14 protein-coding genes and 1 riboswitch are annotated in these 17,564 nt (G+C 64.4%); of the genes, 9 read left to right on the top strand and 5 right to left on the bottom strand.

Annotated features, from left to right (window positions below):
- The first annotated feature begins 45 nt into the window (after positions 1-45).
- Complete coding sequence (locus O987_RS00645; RefSeq protein ID WP_080731418.1) at positions 46-1,419, top strand: glycerophosphodiester phosphodiesterase family protein; 1,374 nt, start codon at positions 46-48, stop codon at positions 1,417-1,419.
- Positions 1,420-1,523: 104 nt separating this feature from the next.
- Here O987_RS00645 and O987_RS00640 read toward each other — a convergent pair whose 3' ends face one another.
- Together O987_RS00640 and O987_RS00635 are read right to left on the bottom strand one after the other, a co-directional pair.
- Entirely contained in the window at positions 1,524-1,844 is a 321-nt protein-coding gene (locus O987_RS00640) for a hypothetical protein (RefSeq protein ID WP_043370452.1), read from the bottom strand.
- A 26-nt stretch (positions 1,845-1,870) separates the two neighbouring features.
- Entirely contained in the window at positions 1,871-3,103 is a 1,233-nt protein-coding gene (locus tag O987_RS00635; protein WP_043370451.1) for an ammonium transporter, read from the bottom strand.
- 209 nt (positions 3,104-3,312) lie between these two features.
- Between O987_RS00635 and cls the strand changes: the two genes are divergently transcribed.
- From cls to O987_RS00615, 4 genes are all read left to right on the top strand, one after another.
- A complete protein-coding gene (gene cls / locus O987_RS00630) occupies positions 3,313-4,758 on the top strand; it encodes a cardiolipin synthase (protein ID WP_043370450.1) in 1,446 nt (481 codons plus the stop codon).
- Between the two features lie 245 nt (positions 4,759-5,003).
- Positions 5,004-6,344, top strand: coding sequence for a C4-dicarboxylate transporter DctA (locus tag O987_RS00625; RefSeq protein WP_003059761.1), 1,341 nt, complete (start codon positions 5,004-5,006; stop codon positions 6,342-6,344).
- An 8-nt stretch (positions 6,345-6,352) separates the two neighbouring features.
- The gene (locus O987_RS00620; RefSeq protein WP_043370449.1) at positions 6,353-7,039 is read left to right on the top strand and encodes a GntR family transcriptional regulator; all 687 of its coding nucleotides are present in this window, start codon (positions 6,353-6,355) and stop codon (positions 7,037-7,039) included.
- Between the two features lie 353 nt (positions 7,040-7,392).
- Positions 7,393-7,863: a hypothetical protein gene (locus O987_RS00615; protein WP_043370447.1), complete on the top strand. Its 471-nt coding sequence runs from the start codon at positions 7,393-7,395 to the stop codon at positions 7,861-7,863.
- 151 nt (positions 7,864-8,014) lie between these two features.
- Here the strand turns inward: O987_RS00615 and metH are convergent, their stop codons facing one another.
- Positions 8,015-10,774, bottom strand: coding sequence for a methionine synthase (metH, locus tag O987_RS00610; RefSeq protein ID WP_003059767.1), 2,760 nt, complete (start codon positions 10,772-10,774; stop codon positions 8,015-8,017).
- Between the two features lie 36 nt (positions 10,775-10,810).
- Positions 10,811-10,920: riboswitch (S-adenosyl-L-homocysteine riboswitch) on the bottom strand.
- 417 nt (positions 10,921-11,337) lie between these two features.
- On the opposite strand from metH, the gene gltS reads away from it, so the two are divergent.
- The gene (gene gltS, locus O987_RS00605; RefSeq protein ID WP_003059770.1) at positions 11,338-12,576 is read left to right on the top strand and encodes a sodium/glutamate symporter; all 1,239 of its coding nucleotides are present in this window, start codon (positions 11,338-11,340) and stop codon (positions 12,574-12,576) included.
- Between the two features lie 107 nt (positions 12,577-12,683).
- Here gltS and O987_RS00600 read toward each other — a convergent pair whose 3' ends face one another.
- A complete protein-coding gene (locus O987_RS00600; protein ID WP_043370445.1) occupies positions 12,684-13,187 on the bottom strand; it encodes a PACE efflux transporter in 504 nt (167 codons plus the stop codon).
- Positions 13,188-13,280: 93 nt separating this feature from the next.
- Between O987_RS00600 and O987_RS00595 the strand changes: the two genes are divergently transcribed.
- On the top strand, positions 13,281-14,204 hold the full coding sequence (locus O987_RS00595; protein ID WP_003059776.1) for a LysR family transcriptional regulator: 924 nt from the start codon (positions 13,281-13,283) through the stop codon (positions 14,202-14,204).
- A 15-nt stretch (positions 14,205-14,219) separates the two neighbouring features.
- On the opposite strand, the gene cynR is transcribed toward O987_RS00595, so the two are convergent.
- Positions 14,220-15,116 (bottom strand): transcriptional regulator CynR, encoded by an 897-nt coding sequence (cynR, locus tag O987_RS00590; protein ID WP_003059779.1) that lies wholly within the window; start codon positions 15,114-15,116, stop codon positions 14,220-14,222.
- A 150-nt stretch (positions 15,117-15,266) separates the two neighbouring features.
- On the opposite strand from cynR, the gene O987_RS00585 reads away from it, so the two are divergent.
- Positions 15,267-16,481, top strand: coding sequence for a muconate cycloisomerase family protein (locus tag O987_RS00585; RefSeq protein ID WP_043370444.1), 1,215 nt, complete (start codon positions 15,267-15,269; stop codon positions 16,479-16,481).
- 42 nt (positions 16,482-16,523) lie between these two features.
- Complete coding sequence (locus tag O987_RS00580) at positions 16,524-17,519, top strand: tripartite tricarboxylate transporter substrate binding protein (RefSeq protein ID WP_043370443.1); 996 nt, start codon at positions 16,524-16,526, stop codon at positions 17,517-17,519.
- Positions 17,520-17,564 lie beyond the last annotated feature (45 nt).

Here is a 17,564-nt window from a genome sequence, read left to right as displayed (position 1 = left end):
ACACAACCGTCATCAACAACCGCAAGCATGAGGCGATCTCCATCCATGCCTGAAACCATGTCCCCTACCCACCCCGTCTTTGCCCTGACCTTGCTTGCCGCCCTTGCCCTGAGCGCCTGTGGCGGTGGAGACGGCCCGACGCCGGCACCTGCACCGCAGTTTCTGACGCTGGACGGCAAGCAGCCCCAGGTCATCGCCCACCGCGGCTATTCGGGCCTGTACCCCGAGCAGACACAGATGGCGTATGAGAAAGCCATCGATGCCGGTGCCGACATGATCGAGCTGGACATGCACCTGAGCCGCGACTGCCAGCTGGTGGCACGCCACAACGCCTGGCTCAGCGACAGCACCAATATCGCCGAGGTCGCCAAGATCAATGCCTATGTGGCTGGCCGCAAGCGCAACACGCCCGGCGTGCTGGTCAACGTGAAGTACCCGCCCATTGCCGCCAACGGCCCCGCGCAGTACCTGAGCGACCGCATCGATCCGAACAATCAGAAGTCGGTTCTGCAGGCTCTGGTGGTCGATGGCGAGGACCACACCGGCGACTGGTCCATCTCGGACTTCACCCTGCATGAGCTGCGCACGCTGTTTGGCGGCACCACGCTGGACAACCGCGCCGACCGCCCCAGCGAATGGAACGGCAAGCTGCCACTGATCAGCGCACAGGATGTGATCGATATCGCACTCGCCAGGGGCAAGGCGGCAGGCCGCACGATTGCCGTCTACGCCGAGACCAAGAACCCTTTCTGGAACAACCAGCAGGCCATTGCCAACAGCTGCGGAACGGGTGAGCACCCCTTCGAGGACGCCGTGATGGCGCTGCTCGACAGGAACAATCTCAACCGCAAGGAAGCGCCCATCTATATCCAGAGCTTCGACCCCGAAAGCCTGAAGTATCTGCGCAAGGCAGGCATGCGGGCCAAGGGGGTGCAGCTGATCGATGGCAACGACTACAACTTCAGGGACGGCTCCGTAGGCTATATCACTGCCGACGAATGGACCTTCATCAGCGGCCGCCCCTATAGCTGGACTCTGGCCGGCGATGCGCGCACCTTCGCGGTCATGCAGACGCCGGCAGGCCTGGCCGAGATCAAGACCTATGCCGACGGCATCGGTCCCTGGAAACCCCAGGTGCTGGCCCATTCCGTCGTTCCCTACAAGGACGGCGCAGGCCTCAAGGACGTCAACACGCTCAAGGACACCGGCCTGATCGCCAATGCGCACAAGGCCGGCCTGGTGGTGCACAGCTTCACCTTCCGCAGCGAGGCCAGCCGGCTCGCGGGCATCTTCAAGGGCGACCCGCTGCAGGAATATCTGGCTTACTACCGTCTGGGCATTGACGGCGTGTTCACCGACTTCACGGCCGATGGCGTAAAGGCCCGCGATGCCTATATTGTCGAGCTGAAAAAGCAATAGGCCTGGCTCGTTGCCGCCGCAGCCTGCTGCAGCGGACTGCCACGGATCACAGGGATTATGATCCGTGGCAGCAAGACGTCCCGGCCTCGGATCCGGCTTGTGCCTCAGCGCAGCCCGCCGATATAGCGTGCCGAGGTGCGCAGTATCTCGGCGGCCTTGGTGGTGACCGAGCTATCGCTCTGCCCGGTCTCGGCAGGCGCTGCATGCCGGGGCTTGTCGCCGCTCCAGCTGTCCTGCAGACGCCGGGCCAGGCGCGCCAGCTCCTCGTCCTGTTGCTCTCGCGCATGCTCCAGCGCAATAGCCACCATGGCCTGTGCATAGGCCTGGTTGCACGCCATCCATTCGGTATCGGTCACCCGGCCCGTCTTGCGGCGCAACACCACATGCAGATGTGCGGCCACTGCCACTCGCTCGCTGTCCTCCATACACCGCTCCTGTCTTTGATGGATCACTAGTGCTGACGCTCCAGATGCAGGCTGATATCCAGACCTTCCATTTCCTGCACGGCATCCACCCGCAGCGGCATCAGCAGACGGATCAGCACCAGCACCCCGGCCGTGGCTGCGGCACTGTAGGCAGCCACCGCCGCCACCGCAATCAGCTGATTCAGCACCGTGGCGCCTGTGCCCGCGATCAGGGGATCGGCAAAAACCGCCGTGAGGATGGAGCCGGCAATGCCGCCCACGCCATGCACGCCGAAGACATCGAGCGAGTCGTCAACCCCCAGTCGGCGCTTGAGCCAGGTTGCGCCCCAGAAGCAGACAGCGCCCGCAATCAGGCCTATCCACACTGCACTGCCCACCTGCACAAAGCCAGCAGCCGGGGTGATGGCCACCAGTCCGCCCACCATGCCCGAGAGCAGGCCCAGCAAGGTCGGAGCGCCGCGCACCAGCCACTCCACCACCATCCATGCGAGCCCCGCGGCCGAGGCCGCCACCAGCGTGACCACAAAGGCCAGCGCTGCACGCCCGTCGGCGGACAGGGCCGATCCGGCGTTGAAGCCGAACCAGCCGAACAGCAGCAACGCCGTGCCCATGGCCGTCCAGCCCAGGCTGTGCGGCTCGAAGGGCTCGGTGCCATAGCCACGCCTGCGCCCCATCATGAAGGCACAGACCAGCGCAGCCACACCCGCGTTCACATGCACCACGGCACCGCCGGCAAAGTCCAGTGCGCCCAGCTGGTTCAGCCAGCCGCCGCTCTCCCACACCCAGTGCGCCACCGGGGCATAGACCACCACGCTCCACAGCGCGGCAAACACCACCAGGGCCGCAAAGCGCATGCGCTCGACCACGGCCCCCACGATCAGCGAGGTGGTGATGATGGCGAATGCGGCCTGGAACAGGGCATAGGCCGCTTCGGGCAGATGCGGCGCCAGATGGCTGACCGAGATCACGCTGCGCCGGCCATCAAAGTGCAAAGAGGCAAACCAGGCGCGCCCCAGATTGCCGAGCCAGGGAGACTCGGCCGTAAACGCCAGCGAGTAGCCCAGGCCGAACCAGGTCAGGGTCACCACACAGGCCACCGCGAACACGGCCACCATGGTGTTGACCACATTCTTGCGACGCACCAGCCCCGCATAGAACAGGGCGATGCCCGGCAAGGTCATCAGCAAGACCAGCGCCGACGCAACCATGACCCAACCGGTATCTGCCTTGTCGATGGCAGTCAATGGCACCATTTCCATGCACTCCCCCCTGCTTGTTTGCTTTGACAAGAAAAGGAAGCAGGTTCCATGCCAGTGCCATGTCTGTCTTCTGTCGCTGCATTACTGATAGCAGTCCGCGCTTTTTCATCACAGAGTTCAAGCTCGTTGCATATGAATCAAGGCTTGCAGCTTGTGCTTGGGCCTGAGCCCGTTATGCTCGACAAGGTCCATCGTTGCTGCACTGATTCATGACCTGGCTGCTGCTGACTCTTCATGTATTGCTGATCACCGGTTTCGGCCTGCGCATCCTGCTGCGCCGGGACATGCGGCCCGACGTGCGCCTGGCCTGGCTCATGGTCATCGTGCTGCTGCCCTATGCGAGCTGCCTGCTGTACTACCTTTTTGGCGAGGTAGCCCTGGGCCGCGTACCAGGCCGCAGAAGACTCAATGTGCGCGAGTTCTGCCAGTCCCACAGCAGCGCCGCTACCGATGCCGACCGCAGCCCGCAGGCACTGCCGACCATTCCCGGTCAATGGCTGCCGGCCTTTCGCTATGCCTCGTCCATCAACGGCTTTATGCCGCTGCCCGGCCACAGGGCCGAGCTGATGCGCGATGGCGCGCATGCCCGGGCGCAGATGCTGGCCGACATGGATGCCGCACGCCACGAGATCAACGTGCTGTACTACATCTGGCTGGACGACGGCACCGGCACCGATATGGCCCATGCCCTGATGCGTGCCGCGCAGCGCGGCGTGACCTGCCGGGCCATGGTCGACGGACTGGGCTCGCGCGCACTGACGCGCTCGCCACTTTGGCAGCAGATGCGGCAGGCCGGCGTGCACCTGGCGATTGCCCTGCCCATCAGCAATCTGCTCAAGGTCATGCTGACCAGCCGCATCGACCTGCGCAACCACCGCAAGATCACGCTCATAGATGGCAGGATCAACTATTGCGGCAGCCAGAACTGCGCCGACGAAGGCTTTCACATCAAGGCTCGCTATGCCCCCTGGGTGGACATCATGCTGCGCCTGCAGGGCCCCGTGGTCACGCAGATGCAACAGGCTTTTGCCAGCGACTGGGCGCAGTCCGATGCCAGCCTTTCACCACCGGCCATCGAGGCCGAGGCCGGCGCTGCCGCTGACGACGGCTTCCATGCCGTTGCGATTGCCGAAGGGCCGACGGAAAGAGCACGCTCGACCCCCCAGCTGGTTGCCTGCCTGCTGGCCTGTGCGCAGCGCGAAGTCGTGATCTCCACCCCCTACTTCGTACCCGACAGCACGGTGCTCGATGCGTTGTGCGCCGCCGCGCTGCGCCAGGTGCAGGTCACCCTGATACTGCCCGCCCGCAATGACTCCTGGATCGTCGGCGCCGTCAGCCGCAGCCACTACTGGCGGCTGCTGAGCGCTGGCGTCCATATCCACGAATTCCGCCCCGGCCTGCTGCATGCCAAGACCCTGTGCCTGGACGGCTCGGTCAGCCTGATCGGCTCCACGAATCTGGACCTGCGCAGCTTTGACCTGAACTTCGAGAACAATGTGTTGCTGCACGACGAAGCCACTACCCAGGCCATCCGTCAGCGCCAGCAAAGCTATCTGCGCGATTCCGATGCGGTGACGCTGGAACAGGTGCGTGCCACTCGCTGGTGGAAACGCATCTGGGACAACTTGCTGGGCGCCTTGAGCCCGCTGCTGTAAGCCTCATGCCCTGGCTTTGGGCATGAGCCGCATCCGCGCACCAGGCGCGTGCACACAGCCCGCCAATCTCGCACCAAGCCGGTTCGCCCCTTTATTTCATGCATGAAAGTCAGGGCTGATCCTCTCCGAATTGACACAAATCTTCAGGAATACCCTCTGCTGGCACGCCTTTCGCTTGCCTACATTCTTGCATGCAAGTTTTCTCCAACTTGCATACAAGATTCCACAACTTGCGAAAGACGACTATGCGCCGCTTTGTCAGATCACTGTTCGGACAGGTGGTGATCGCACTCATACTGGGTGTGCTCGCCGGACTGCTGGCCCCTGAATGGGCCGTGAAACTCAAACCCCTGGGCGATGGCTTCATCAAGCTCATCAAGATGATCATTCCCATACTGGTGTTCTGCGTGGTCGTGCACGGCATTGCCGGCGCGGGCGACCTCAAGCGCGTCGGTCGCGTGGGCGTCAAGGCCCTGATCTATTTCGAGGTGCTGACCACCATCGCCCTGGGCATGGGCCTGGTGCTGGCCTTTGTCTTCGAGCCCGGCGTGGGCATGAACGTGGACACCAGCAAGCTCGACGCCTCGGCCATGGCGGCCTACGCCAGCAATGCCGACAAGCTGACCAGCGGCGGCACGGTGGATTTCCTGATGAAGCTCATTCCCACCACCGTGGTGGAAGCCTTCGCCAAGGGCGACGTGCTGCAGGTGCTGCTGTTCGCCGTGCTGTTCGGCTGCGCGCTGACCATGCTGGGCGAGCGCGGCAAGCCCGTCTCCGATCTGGTGGACGCCTTGTCCATGGCCCTGTTCAAGGTCATGGGCATCATCATCAAGCTGGCACCGCTGGGCGTGCTGGGCGCCATCGCCTTTACCGTGGGCCAGTACGGCATAGGCTCGCTCAAGCAGCTGGGCATGCTGGTGGCGCTGTTCTACGTCTCGGTGCTGATCTTCGTGTTCGTGGTGCTGGGCCTGGTGATGCGCCTGTCGGGCTTCAGCCTGATCAAGCTGCTGCGCTATCTGCGCGAGGAACTGACCATCGTCTTCGCGACCACCTCGTCCGACAGCGTGCTGCCACAGATCATGGCCAAGCTGCGCAACATGGGTGTGCGCGACTCCACCGTGGGCCTGGTGATTCCCACCGGCTACTCGTTCAACCTGGACGCGTTCTCCATCTACATCACGCTGGCAGCGGTCTTCATCGCCCAGGCCACCAACACCCCCATCAGCATGTCCGACCTGCTGACCATTCTGGCCATCGCGCTGGTGACCTCCAAGGGCGCGCACGGCGTACCGGGCTCGGCCATCGTGGTGCTGGCCGCCACCCTGCATGCCATCCCCGCCATCCCTGCGATCGGCCTGGTGCTGGTGCTGTCGGTGGACTGGTTCATGGGCATTGCACGCGCTCTGGGCAATCTGATCGGCAACTGCGTGGCCACCGTGGCCATCGCCGCCTGGGAAGGCGACATCGACCGCGAACGTGCCCATGCGGTACTTGACGGCAGAGCTGAGCCACGAACCGAGGACGAAGAGCCTGCATCTGCTATGGTGCCGCCTGTCATCGTCCCCATCCCTCACTCCAGCCACTGAACCAAGCAATGACTCCTGCCTCTCCACAGCACATCGCGGAACGCGTCGTCGAAGCCATCCTGGCCCAGAAACTGGCACCCGGCGAACGGCTGGGAGAGCAGGAGCTGGCCAACAACTTCGACGTCAGCCGCACCGTGGTGCGCGAGGCGCTGATGCAGCTGCAGGCTCGCGGCTTTGTCCAGGTCCAGGCCCGCAGGGGCTGGTACGTGGTCCAGCCTTCGGCTGCCGAGGCCATGGACGCGTTCTCAGCCCGGCGGATCATCGAGACCGGCATATTGCAGGAGGCCGGCAAGCCGCTGCAGCGCGTCATCACCAGACTGCGCCGCCATATCGCCCAGGAGCAGAAAGCCATCGCCGGGGCGGACAGCGCCACACGCGCCTTCCTGCTTGCGGATTTCCATGTCTGCCTGGCCGAACAGATGGGACACCGGCTGCTGGCCGACACGCTGCGCGATCTGACGGCACGCACCACCCTGGCTGCCACGCTCTATCAGTCCACGCACAGCGCCAGCCAGTCCTGCGCCGAGCACGAGCGCATCGTGGCCGCCCTGGAACGCGGCGACACCGAGGGTGCCAAGGCACTGCTGCTGGAACATATAGGCATGGTGGAGCGCTCGCTGGAAATCCGTGCAACCGAGGCCGAGGAGCCCGGCGACCGGCTGCGTGCCACGCTCGCACCTGTGCTCAAGAGGTAGCCTAGCTCGACTCTGCCATCAATCAACTTGCAGTGCTTTGCAGGGCAATGTCATGGCTGGCTGAGCATTCAGCCGGACTGATCCGTTCAGCGACTCAACTGAACTTCGGATACGCCACTTTGTCCTGTGTCCTTGTCGCATGGGCTCTTCCTGCGCCCCTGTGCGCACGATAAACCTCCAGCAACGGCTCGCTATACCTTGAACCGCGTCCCCCCCTCAAATGATCGCGAATCACAGCGGGACAGCAAATAAGCCGAGTGGCACTCGCGCCCCCCTGCAGCTATGAGCTGAGGCGAGCGAAACACAAATGTTCATTTTGTTACACTTGTAGATTCACTTTCTTTCTCATTGCCATGTTCCAAAGAATTGCCATTGTCCTGGCTTGCACCGGCGTAGTCGGCTGCGCTTCTGTCGTCAACGACAGCACCCATCCGATGAAGGTCGAAACGAAGGGGGAAAACAATACTTTGATCACCAATGCCGAGTGCAAGCTCACCAATGACTATGGAACCGTCTCGGTGAAGTCTGGCGATACTGTTCAGGTGCGCCGCTCCAGCAAAGATCTCGATATCGTCTGCAAGCAAGCGGACAATCCAGACGCCACAGCGAGGGCCATCTCCCGCGCCAACGGCGGCATGTTCGGGAACATCATTCTTGGCGGCGGTATTGGTGCCATCATCGACCACAACAAGGGGACGGCGTACACCTACCCGACCTGGGTTCAACTGGTGTTCGGCAAAAGCCTGGTATTCGATCGCACGACCGAAAAGGAAGGCCAGCCCACGCCTCCTTCCGAACTGCCCGTGACATCGGCAGGAAAGTAATTGTTTGAGCCGGGTCATTGCAATGACCCGGCTGCAAGACACCGACTGCTACCGACTGTGGTGATGCACGCCTTTCTCTACATGGAAGATTTGCAGTGCAGCTTTAAGTCGCGGCCTTGCCCCAAATGGCAAGCACAGGGGCAGCCAGCGTTCAGCCCAGGTTTGGCGCCAGATAGCGGCGCAGCTCCTCGATATCCATCGCACGTCGCCGGGCCATATCGGCGAGCTGGTCTTCGCCGATCTGGCCCACGTTGAAGTAGGCCGCTTCGGGGTTGCCAATGTAATAGCCGCTCACGCTGGATGCCGGGTTCATGGCCAGGCTCTCGGTCAGCGTCATGCCGATCTCATCGGCCTGCAGCGCCTTGAACAGGTCGATCTTGGCCGTGTGATCGGGGCAGGCAGGGTAGCCGGGCGCGGGGCGAATGCCCTTGTAGGCTTCCTTGATGAGTTCCTCGTTGCTCAGGTCCTCGTCTTCGGCATAGCCCCAGAGATCCTTGCGCACGCGCTGGTGCAGGCATTCGGCAAAGGCTTCGGCCAGGCGGTCGGCCAGGGCCTTGAACATGATGCCGCTGTAGTCGTCCAGCGCAGCTTCGAATTCCTTGTCCTTCTTTTCGGCGCCGATACCGGCTGTCACGGCAAACAGGCCGGCATAGTCGGCAATGCCCGACTCCTTGGTGGCCACAAAATCGGCCAGGCAGCGGCTGGGGCGCATCACGGGCCGTCCATCCGGGCCGTCCACGGCCTGTTTTTCGGTCTGCTGGCGCATGCCGTACCAGGTGGTCAGCACCTGGCTGCGTGATTCGTCGGTGTAGAACACGATGTCGTCGCCCACGCGATTGGCCGGGAACAGGCCCATCACGCCATTGGCCTGCAGCCAGCGGCCGTCGATGATCTTCTGCAGCATGAGCTTGGCATCGGCCAGCACTTTGCGCGCTTCCACGCCCACGACCTCATCGTCGAGGATGGCCGGGTAGGGCCCCGCCAGATCCCAGGTCTGGAAGAACGGGCCCCAATCGATGTACTGGGCAATTTCGGCAAGGTCGAAGTTCTTGAAGACGCGGCGGCCCAGGGTGCGCGGCACCACGGGGGCATGGTTCACCACGGCAGCATTGGCGCGGGCCTGCTCCAGCGTCCACAGCGGCGTCTTCTTCTTGTTGGCATGCTGGGTGCGCACCCTGTCGTAGTCGGCGCTCAGCTCGTCCAGATAGGCCTGCTTGCCTTCGCCCAGCAGGCTCTGCGCCACGCTGACCGAACGCGAGGCGTCGGGCACATAGACCACGGGGCCGTCGTACTTGGGCGCAATCTTCACGGCCGTATGCACGCGCGAGCAGGTCGCACCGCCGATCAGCAGCGGAATCTTCTTGATGCGGAAGTAGTCGTCCTTGTCCATCTCGCCGGCCACATACTGCATCTCCTCGAGACTGGGAGTGATCAGGCCCGACAGGCCGATGATGTCCGCACCCTCGGCCTTGGCCCTGGCCAGGATCTCGTGGCAGGGGACCATCACGCCCATGTTGATGACCTCGAAGTTATTGCACTGCAGGACCACGGTGACGATGTTCTTGCCGATGTCGTGCACATCACCCTTGACGGTGGCGATGACGATCTTGCCCTTGCTGGTCACGTCCAGGCCCGCCGCTTCCTGCTGGCGCTTCTCTTCCTCGATATAAGGCACCAGGTGGGCCACGGCCTGCTTCATCACGCGCGCGGACTTGACCACCTGGGGCAGGAACATCTTGCCGGCACCGAACAGGTCGCCGACGATATTCATGCCGTCCATGAGCGGGCCTTCGATCACGTGCAGCGGGCGGCCGCCGCCCTGCACCACGATCTGCTGGTAGGCCTCTTCGGTGTCTTCGGTGATGAAGTCGGTGATGCCGTGCACCAAGGCATGCGACAGACGCTCGCCCACGGTCTTCGGTGCCTCGGGCGTGCCGCGCCACTCGAGCTTCTTGCTGTCGTCCTTGGCCGCGCCCTTGGCGCTGTCGGCGATCTCCAGCAGACGCTCGGCCGCATCGGGGCGGCGGTTGAGCACCACATCCTCCACGCGTTCGCGCAGCTGCGGCTCCAGGTCGTCATACACACCGACCATGCCGGCATTGACGATGCCCATGTCCATGCCAGCCCCGATCGCGTGATAGAGGAACACGGTGTGGATGGCCTCGCGCACGGGGTCGTTGCCGCGGAAGGAGAAGCTCACGTTGGAGACGCCGCCCGAGACCTTGGCACCGGGCAGGTTCTGCTTGATCCAGCGCACGGCCTCGATGAAATCGACGCCGTAGTTGTTGTGCTCTTCGATGCCGGTGGCCACCGCAAAGATATTGGGGTCGAAGATGATGTCCTCGGGCGGGAAGCCCACTTCGTCGACCAGAATGCGGTAGGCGCGTTCGCAGATCTCGATCTTGCGCGCAAAGGTGTCGGCCTGGCCTTTTTCGTCAAACGCCATCACCACGGCGGCAGCGCCATAGCGCTTGACCAGCTTGGCGTGCTTCTTGAACTCCTCGACGCCCTCCTTCATGGAGATCGAGTTGACGATGCCCTTGCCCTGCAGGCAGCGCAGGCCGGCCTCGATCACGTCCCACTTGGAGCTGTCCACCATCACCGGCACCTTGGCGATATCGGGCTCGGAGGCGATCAGGTTCAGAAAGCGCACCATGGCGGCCTTGCTGTCCAGCATGGCCTCGTCCATGTTCACATCGATCACCTGGGCGCCATTTTCCACCTGCTGGCGCGCCACGGCCAGCGCTTCCTCGTACTGCTCGTTCAGGATCAGGCGCGCAAAGGCCTTGGAGCCGGTGACGTTGGTGCGCTCGCCCACGTTGACGAACAGCGTCTCATCGCCGATGAAGACGGGCTCCAGGCCCGACAGGCGCATGGGAGGAATGGCGGTGGAAGGGGTAGCAGCGGACATCAGCTCACCTGTGTGAAAACCAGAAACAGAATCGAGAACAGGTGAGCGCCGTTGTGGGTACGGGCAGATCGCCAACCGGATCTGCCACCCCGAGCCTGACGGGTCAAACATCTCTGGGATGACCGGCTGCAGCGCTCCTCGGGGGTGAAGCCCGACATTCTACGGCGAGGCCGGGCAATCAGGGCTTCAAGGCACTTTGCCCATTGGCGGCCGAAGCGCGCTGCTTGCGGATGGCTATAGCAGATTCGACTTTCCGCACCCCAAAAACAGGAGCACGGCAAAAGGTAATTTCGCAAAAAACGAATGCAGCCATCTCGTTTCAAGCATATTCGTGGCATGGTGCACATCCGCAAGGAATGGCGCACATCGCTTTCCTGCTCTCAGCCAGCCCGCACCGACGGGCCGCCGGCCATGAGTGGACAAGCACCTACAGCCCCTATCTTTGAGTCTTTGGCACCATCGACAGCAAATGTCCGGTCCATGTGCTCAGCCATGCACAGCCGATTGCCAGCCCTGACCGGGCAGGCCGTTCGGCCATCGCATGGAACACCCAGGAGATCTTCATGAACGTGACCTTCGGCGCGTACTACACCCTCATCATGGCCGTGCTTGTGCTCATGCTTGGCAAGCTCATGACAAGACATATCCGCTTTCTGCGCGACTTCAATATTCCCGAGCCGGTATCCGGTGGCCTGGTCGTGGCGGCCATCATCTTCATGCTGCATCAGACCACGGGACTGGCGCTGAGCTTCGAAGGCAGCCTGCAGTCGGCGTTCATGCTGGTGTTCTTCTCCTCCATCGGCCTGAGCGCGAACTTCGCCAAGCTGCGCGAGGGTGGCTCGGCGCTGTTCCTCTTCCTGGGTGTGATTGCCGTCTTCATCATCATGCAGAACATCGTGGGCGTGAGTCTGGCGTCCGTGCTGGGACTGGATCCGCTGATCGGCCTGGTCGCGGGCTCCATCACGCTGGTGGGCGGTCACGGTACAGCCGGAGCCTGGGGCTCGGTGCTCGAAAACCAATACGGCCTCACGGGAGCCACCACCCTGGGCATTGCCTGCGCCACTTTCGGCCTGATCATCGGCGGCCTGGTGGGCGGCCCGCTGGCCAAGCGGCTGATCACGCGCCATCAGCTGGCCCAGCCACTGACCGAGTCCGAACAGCTGCGCGCCGATGCGCCCACCGTGAGCGAAGGCAGCGAGGTCGCCAACTTCGAGTCGCCCAACAAGGCTCCGCGCCTGATCACGGCCGATGCGGCGGTGGAGACGCTGGCCCTCTTCGCGGGTTGCCTGGCCTTTGCCGAATTCATGACCGGCCTGACCATGGGAACGGTCATCCAGCTGCCTACCTTTGTCTGGGCGCTGGGCGGCGGCGTGATCATCCGCAACGTGCTGGACTACATGTTCGGCTTCAAGGTCTTCGACCGCGCCATCGACGTCTTCGGCAATGCCTCGTTGTCCATGTATCTGGCCATCGCGCTGCTGTCGCTCAAGCTGTGGGAGCTGACCGATCTGGCCGGCCCGCTGATGGTCATTCTGGCCGCACAGGCCATCGTCATGACGCTGTATGCGGCCTTCGTGACCTTCCGCATCATGGGCCGCAACTACGACGCCGCCGTGCTGGCCGCCGGCCACTGCGGCTTCGGCATGGGTGCCACGCCCACGGCCGTGGCCAATATGCAGGCCATCACCAACCAGTACGGCCCTTCGCACAAGGCCTTTCTGATCGTGCCCCTGGTCGGCGCCTTCTTCATCGACATCATCAACGCCTTTGTGCTGCAGGCCATGCTCAGCATTCTTCGCTGATCGCTGCATCAGCCCCAAAAAAAAGCGTGTTCCTGCCAGGCGGGAACACGCTTTTTCATGGCTGCTCACACTTGCCGGGCAAGCGTCACAGGCAGGTCAGGCCGGGGTCAGGCCGCCACCGCCTGCGCCGAAGCCGGCAGGCCGAAGATGCGGTCGAACGCCCAGTTGAAGGCAAAGGTGTAGACCATGAAGAACACCAGCAGGCCGGCTTCCATGACAGCGGCTTCCCACAGCGAGATGGCGAACCACCAGGCCATCAAGGGGATCAGCATGGCGGCGATGCCGCCTTCGAAACCGATGGCATGCACCACACGGCGCATCAGGGAACGGCCCTTGACGCTCTGGCGCGCTTCCCATTTCTCGAACAGGTGGTTGAAGCTCAGATTCCAGCAGATCGCGATCACCGAGGCGGCCACGGCCATGACGCCGGAATCGCTGGCCTTCTGGCCGATGGCCATGAAGATCAGGCTGGAGACGATGATGGCAATGGTTTCGTACAAGCCCACGTAGAGGATGCGGCGCTTGGGGCCTTGAAGGCCCGTGGCTTTGCTGGGGGCCGCAAAGGCGGCGGTATTTTTGAGAGACGCGGCAGAGGAGGAAGCGGATGCCATCGCTGAGGCTTGTTGAGACATGGGCTGCAGTGTATGTTCTGGAAATTGAAGATAAAAGTCAGTTCCTATCAATTTTTCTGACAGATCGACACCATGCCCTTTAGCGCCGACCAGGTCCCGCTGTTTCTTGCCGTGCTCGATGCCGGCTCCTTTTCGGCAGCTGCACGCAAGCTGGGGCGTGTGCCCTCGGCCGTCAGCATGGCCATTGCCCAGCTGGAGGCCGAGCTGGATCTGCAGCTGTTCGACCGCAGCGGGCGCGAGCCCGTGCCAAGCGCTGCGGCCCGCGCACTAGAGCCCCAGGCGCGCCTGCTGGCCGAGCAGCTGCAGTTGCTGAACTGGCAGGCCCAGAGCCTGCACGCAGGGCTGGAAGAGCGGCTGACGCTGGCCATCGCCCCCGAGCTGCTGGCCACGCACTGGAGCGAGCCGCTGCACCAGCTGGTGCATGAATTTCCGGCCCTGCCCATCGAGGTGCTCGCAGCGCCCCAGGTCGATGCGCTGGAGCTCTTGCATGCGGGCCGCGCCCATCTGGCCCTGGTGTTCGAACGGCCAGCCATGGACGGGCGCGAGGGTTTCCAGGAAATGGGCCGCGAGACACTGGTGGCCGTGATGTCGCCGCAGTTCGAGCCCTGGCAGCAGGCGCTGGCCGAGCATGGTCCGGGCCGCTCCGCAGCGCCGCAGCTCACGGTGGAGCAACTGGCCGCCACACGCCAGGTGCTGGTGGCCAGCCGCGACCCGCAGCAGACCGATCCGCGCTTTGTGTTTGCGCGCCAGCTCTGGCGCACGGACAGTCACCAGGCAGCGCTGTCGCTGATCGCTGCGGGCCTGGCCTGGGGCTGGCTGCCCAAGGGCCTGGTGGAATCGCATATCGGCAGCGGCGCGCTGATGGAGATTCCCGTGCTCAATCTCAGCAACGGCACGGCCTTGTTTGTGGACTGGGTCTGGTCCAAGGAGCGCCCCCAGGGCCTGGCCACGCGGCGCTTTGTGGAACTCATGGCCAGGCAGCCCGCGGGCCGCTGAGCCCGGCGCGCGGCACTAGGCTTCTCGCCCCAGGCTGGCGCGCGCCGCGGGCGCCAGCAGCGCCGCGAACTCGCGCGCCGCGGCGCTGTAATGGCTGCCGCGACGCCACAGCAGTCCGGCCGTGCGCACCAGTTGCGGGCCCACCAGGTGTATCGCCACCATATCGCTGGCCTGCTGGGCCGCGCGCTCGGGCACGATGGTGGCCATGTCGCCCCAGCGGCACAGCGCGATCAGCGATTCCACCGAGCCCATTTCCACACGCAGGCTGGGCGTGACGCCCGCGTCGCGCAGGCCATTGTCGATCAGACCGCGCGTGTAGAAGCTGCGCGGCAGCAGCGCCAGCGGCACGTCGGCCAGCGACTTGACCGCCAGCGTGCGCCGCCCGGCCAGCGCATGCGAGGGATTGACCAGCAGCATCATGCGTTCGTCGAACAGCGGCAGGGCCTCGAGTTCGGTGCGCTGCGGCGGATGAAAGCTCACGCCCAGGTCCAGGCTACCATCGAGCAGGCCGGCCTCCACGGGCGGCGCCAGCAGCTCGCGCACCACCACGTTGACCTTGGGATAGGCTCGCGTGAAGGCCGCCACGGCCGGTGCGACCAGGGTGTTGAGAAAGGTGGGGATCACGCCCAGCGTAAGGGCGCCGGTCTGCAGCTCGCTGAGATCGGCCAGCGCCATGCGCCCGGCCTCGATCTCGTGCAGTGCGCGCTCGGCATAGTTGCGGAACACCACGCCGGCCTGCGAGAGCTTGAGCCCACGGCCTATGCGCTCGAACAGCACCATGCCCAGCTCCTCCTCCAGCTGGCGCAGGCCGTGCGACAGCGTGGACTGGGTCACGAACAGGTTGCGCGCCGAGGTCGTCAGGTGCTCGGTCTTGGCAATGTCGACAAAGTAGCGCAGCTGGCGCAGTTCCATGGGCGACTTCCAGGTAGATACATCGATGCCATCGAACAATACCTCAAAAATAATTCAGTAGATCAACGGCATTCATGGATTTACGCTGGCGACCATCGCAGCCATGCAGCTGCCCGCTCCAACGCCTTCCGCCCTCGCGGCCTCTTGCCCATGACCACCAGCTTCCCCATCGAACGCATTACCGCGCGCATCCTGGACATTCCCACCATACGCCCGCACAAGCTGTCGTTCGGCGCCATCAACCGCCAAAGCCCGGTCATCGTCCAGCTGTGGCTGCGCAACGGCGCCACGGGCTTCGGCGAGGCAGCCACCATCGGCGGCCCGTCGTGGAACGAGGAGTCGCCCGAGAGCATCCACCACGCCATCACCAACCATCTGGCCCCGGCCCTCGCGGGCCAGGACGGCGCGCGCATCGAGGCTTGTCTGGCTCGCATGGACCTGGCCTGTCGCGGCAATGCCTTTGCCAAGAGCGCCGTGGAAATGGCCTTGCTCGACGCCGTGGCGCGCAGCCTGCAGGTTCCCGTGTGGCAACTGCTGGGCGGCAAGCAGCACGACAGCCTGCCCCTGGCCTGGACGCTGGCCAGCGGCGATGTGGAACGCGACCTGGCCGAGGCCCAGCTGCGTCTGGACCAGGGCCGCCACCGCATCTTCAAGCTCAAGATCGGTGCCCGAACGCCCGAGGCTGATCTGGCCCATGTGAGCCAGATCGCGCGCGGCCTGCAGGGCCGCGCCACGCTGACCGTGGACGTGAATCAGGCCTGGGACGGTGCCACCGCGCGGCGCTTTCTGCCGCCCATGATCGAGGCCGGCGTCAGCCTCATCGAGCAGCCCGTGGCCCAGTGGAATGTGCCCGCGCTGCGCGAGCTCACGGCCACGCTGCCGTCCACGGCCCTGGTCATGGCCGATGAGAGCGTTTGCACGCCGCACGACGCCATGCGCCTGGCGCGCGAGCAGGCCTGCCATGTGTTTTCGCTCAAGGTCGCCAAGCACGGCGGCCTGCTGCGTACGCGCCAGATCGCCGCCATCGCCCAGGCCGCCGACATCGGCTGGTACGGCGGCACCATGCTCGAGACCTCGATAGGCTCGGCCGCCTCGGCCCATGTGTTCGCCACGCTGGGCGGGCGCCACCACAACTGCGAACTGTTCGGCCCCCAGCTGCTGGTGGACGACATCGTGGCCGAGCGCATGCCGATTGCCGACTTCGCCCTGCAGTTGCCCGACGGCCCCGGGCTGGGCGTGGAAGTGGATCCGGCCCAGCTCGACCGCTTCGACCGCGCGCGCCAGGGCCTGCAACCCACACACATCGACCTCGCCGCCGCACCTTCATCCGCCCCCTTGTCTGCGCCTGCCCCCCCAGCCCGCTGACACCGCACCAACTACAACATTCATCTTCAGGAGACATCCACCATGCAACGCCGCCTTCTCTGCACCCTCGCCGCCCTGCCCGCCGTCCTCGGCCTGGGCGCCCTGGCACCCGCCGCCCATGCCCAGACGCCCGAGGCCAACTGGCCCAGCAAACCCATTCGCTGGATCGTGCCCTTTCCGCCGGGCGGCGCCATGGATGCCATCGCCCGCACCCTGGGCGAGAAGGCCGCACGCACGCTGGGCCAGCCCTTCGTCATCGAGAACCGCCCCGGCGCGGGCGGCAACATCGGCGCCGACTTCGTGGCCAAGTCCCCGGCCGACGGCTACACGCTGATGATCACCTCCATCGGCATGGCCACCAACAAGCCGCTGTACCGCAAGCTCAGCTATGACCCGATCAAGGACTTCGCACCCGTGGGCGTGCTGGCCGTGGTGCCCAACATCCTGGTCACCAACGCCACCCAGCCCCAGATCAAGAGCGTGGCCGACGTGGTGGCCGCGGCCAAGGCCGCGCCGGGCAAGCTGACCTATGCCTCGGCCGGCAACGGCACCTCCATCCACCTGGCCGGCGAAGTCTTCACCTCGCTGGCGGGCGTGGACATGCTGCACATCCCCTACAAGGGATCGGGCCCCGCCGTCTCCGACCTGCTGGGCGGCCAGGTCAACTACATGTTCGACTCCATCACCTCGGCGCGTCCCCACATCCAGTCGGGCAAGCTGCGCGCGCTGGCCGTGACCACGGCCAGGCGCTCGACCAGCATGCCCGACGTACCCACCATGGAGGAAGCCGGCATCAAGGGCTATGAAGTCTCGCCCTGGTTCGCCGCCTTCATGCCCGCCGGCACGCCGCCGGCCATCGTGAAGAAGCTCAACCAGACCTTTGTGGCCGCCATGAAGCAGCCCGACGTGATCGAGCGCTTCCAGGCCATAGGCGCCGAGGTCGTGGGCTCCACGCCCGAGGAGGCGGCGCGTCACCTGCAGACCGAAAGCCGGCGCTGGACACGACTGATCAACGAGCGCGGCATCCACATGGACTGAATGCGCCACGCCCGTGCGGGCCGGCCGCCGCTTGAGCTGCCGCCG

This window comes from Comamonas testosteroni TK102 (genome assembly GCF_000739375.1).
GTDB lineage: Bacteria > Pseudomonadota > Gammaproteobacteria > Burkholderiales > Burkholderiaceae_C > Comamonas > Comamonas brasiliensis.
The sequence above is the reverse complement of the archived record's forward strand: the minus strand, read 5'-3'. Positions and strand labels throughout refer to the sequence as shown.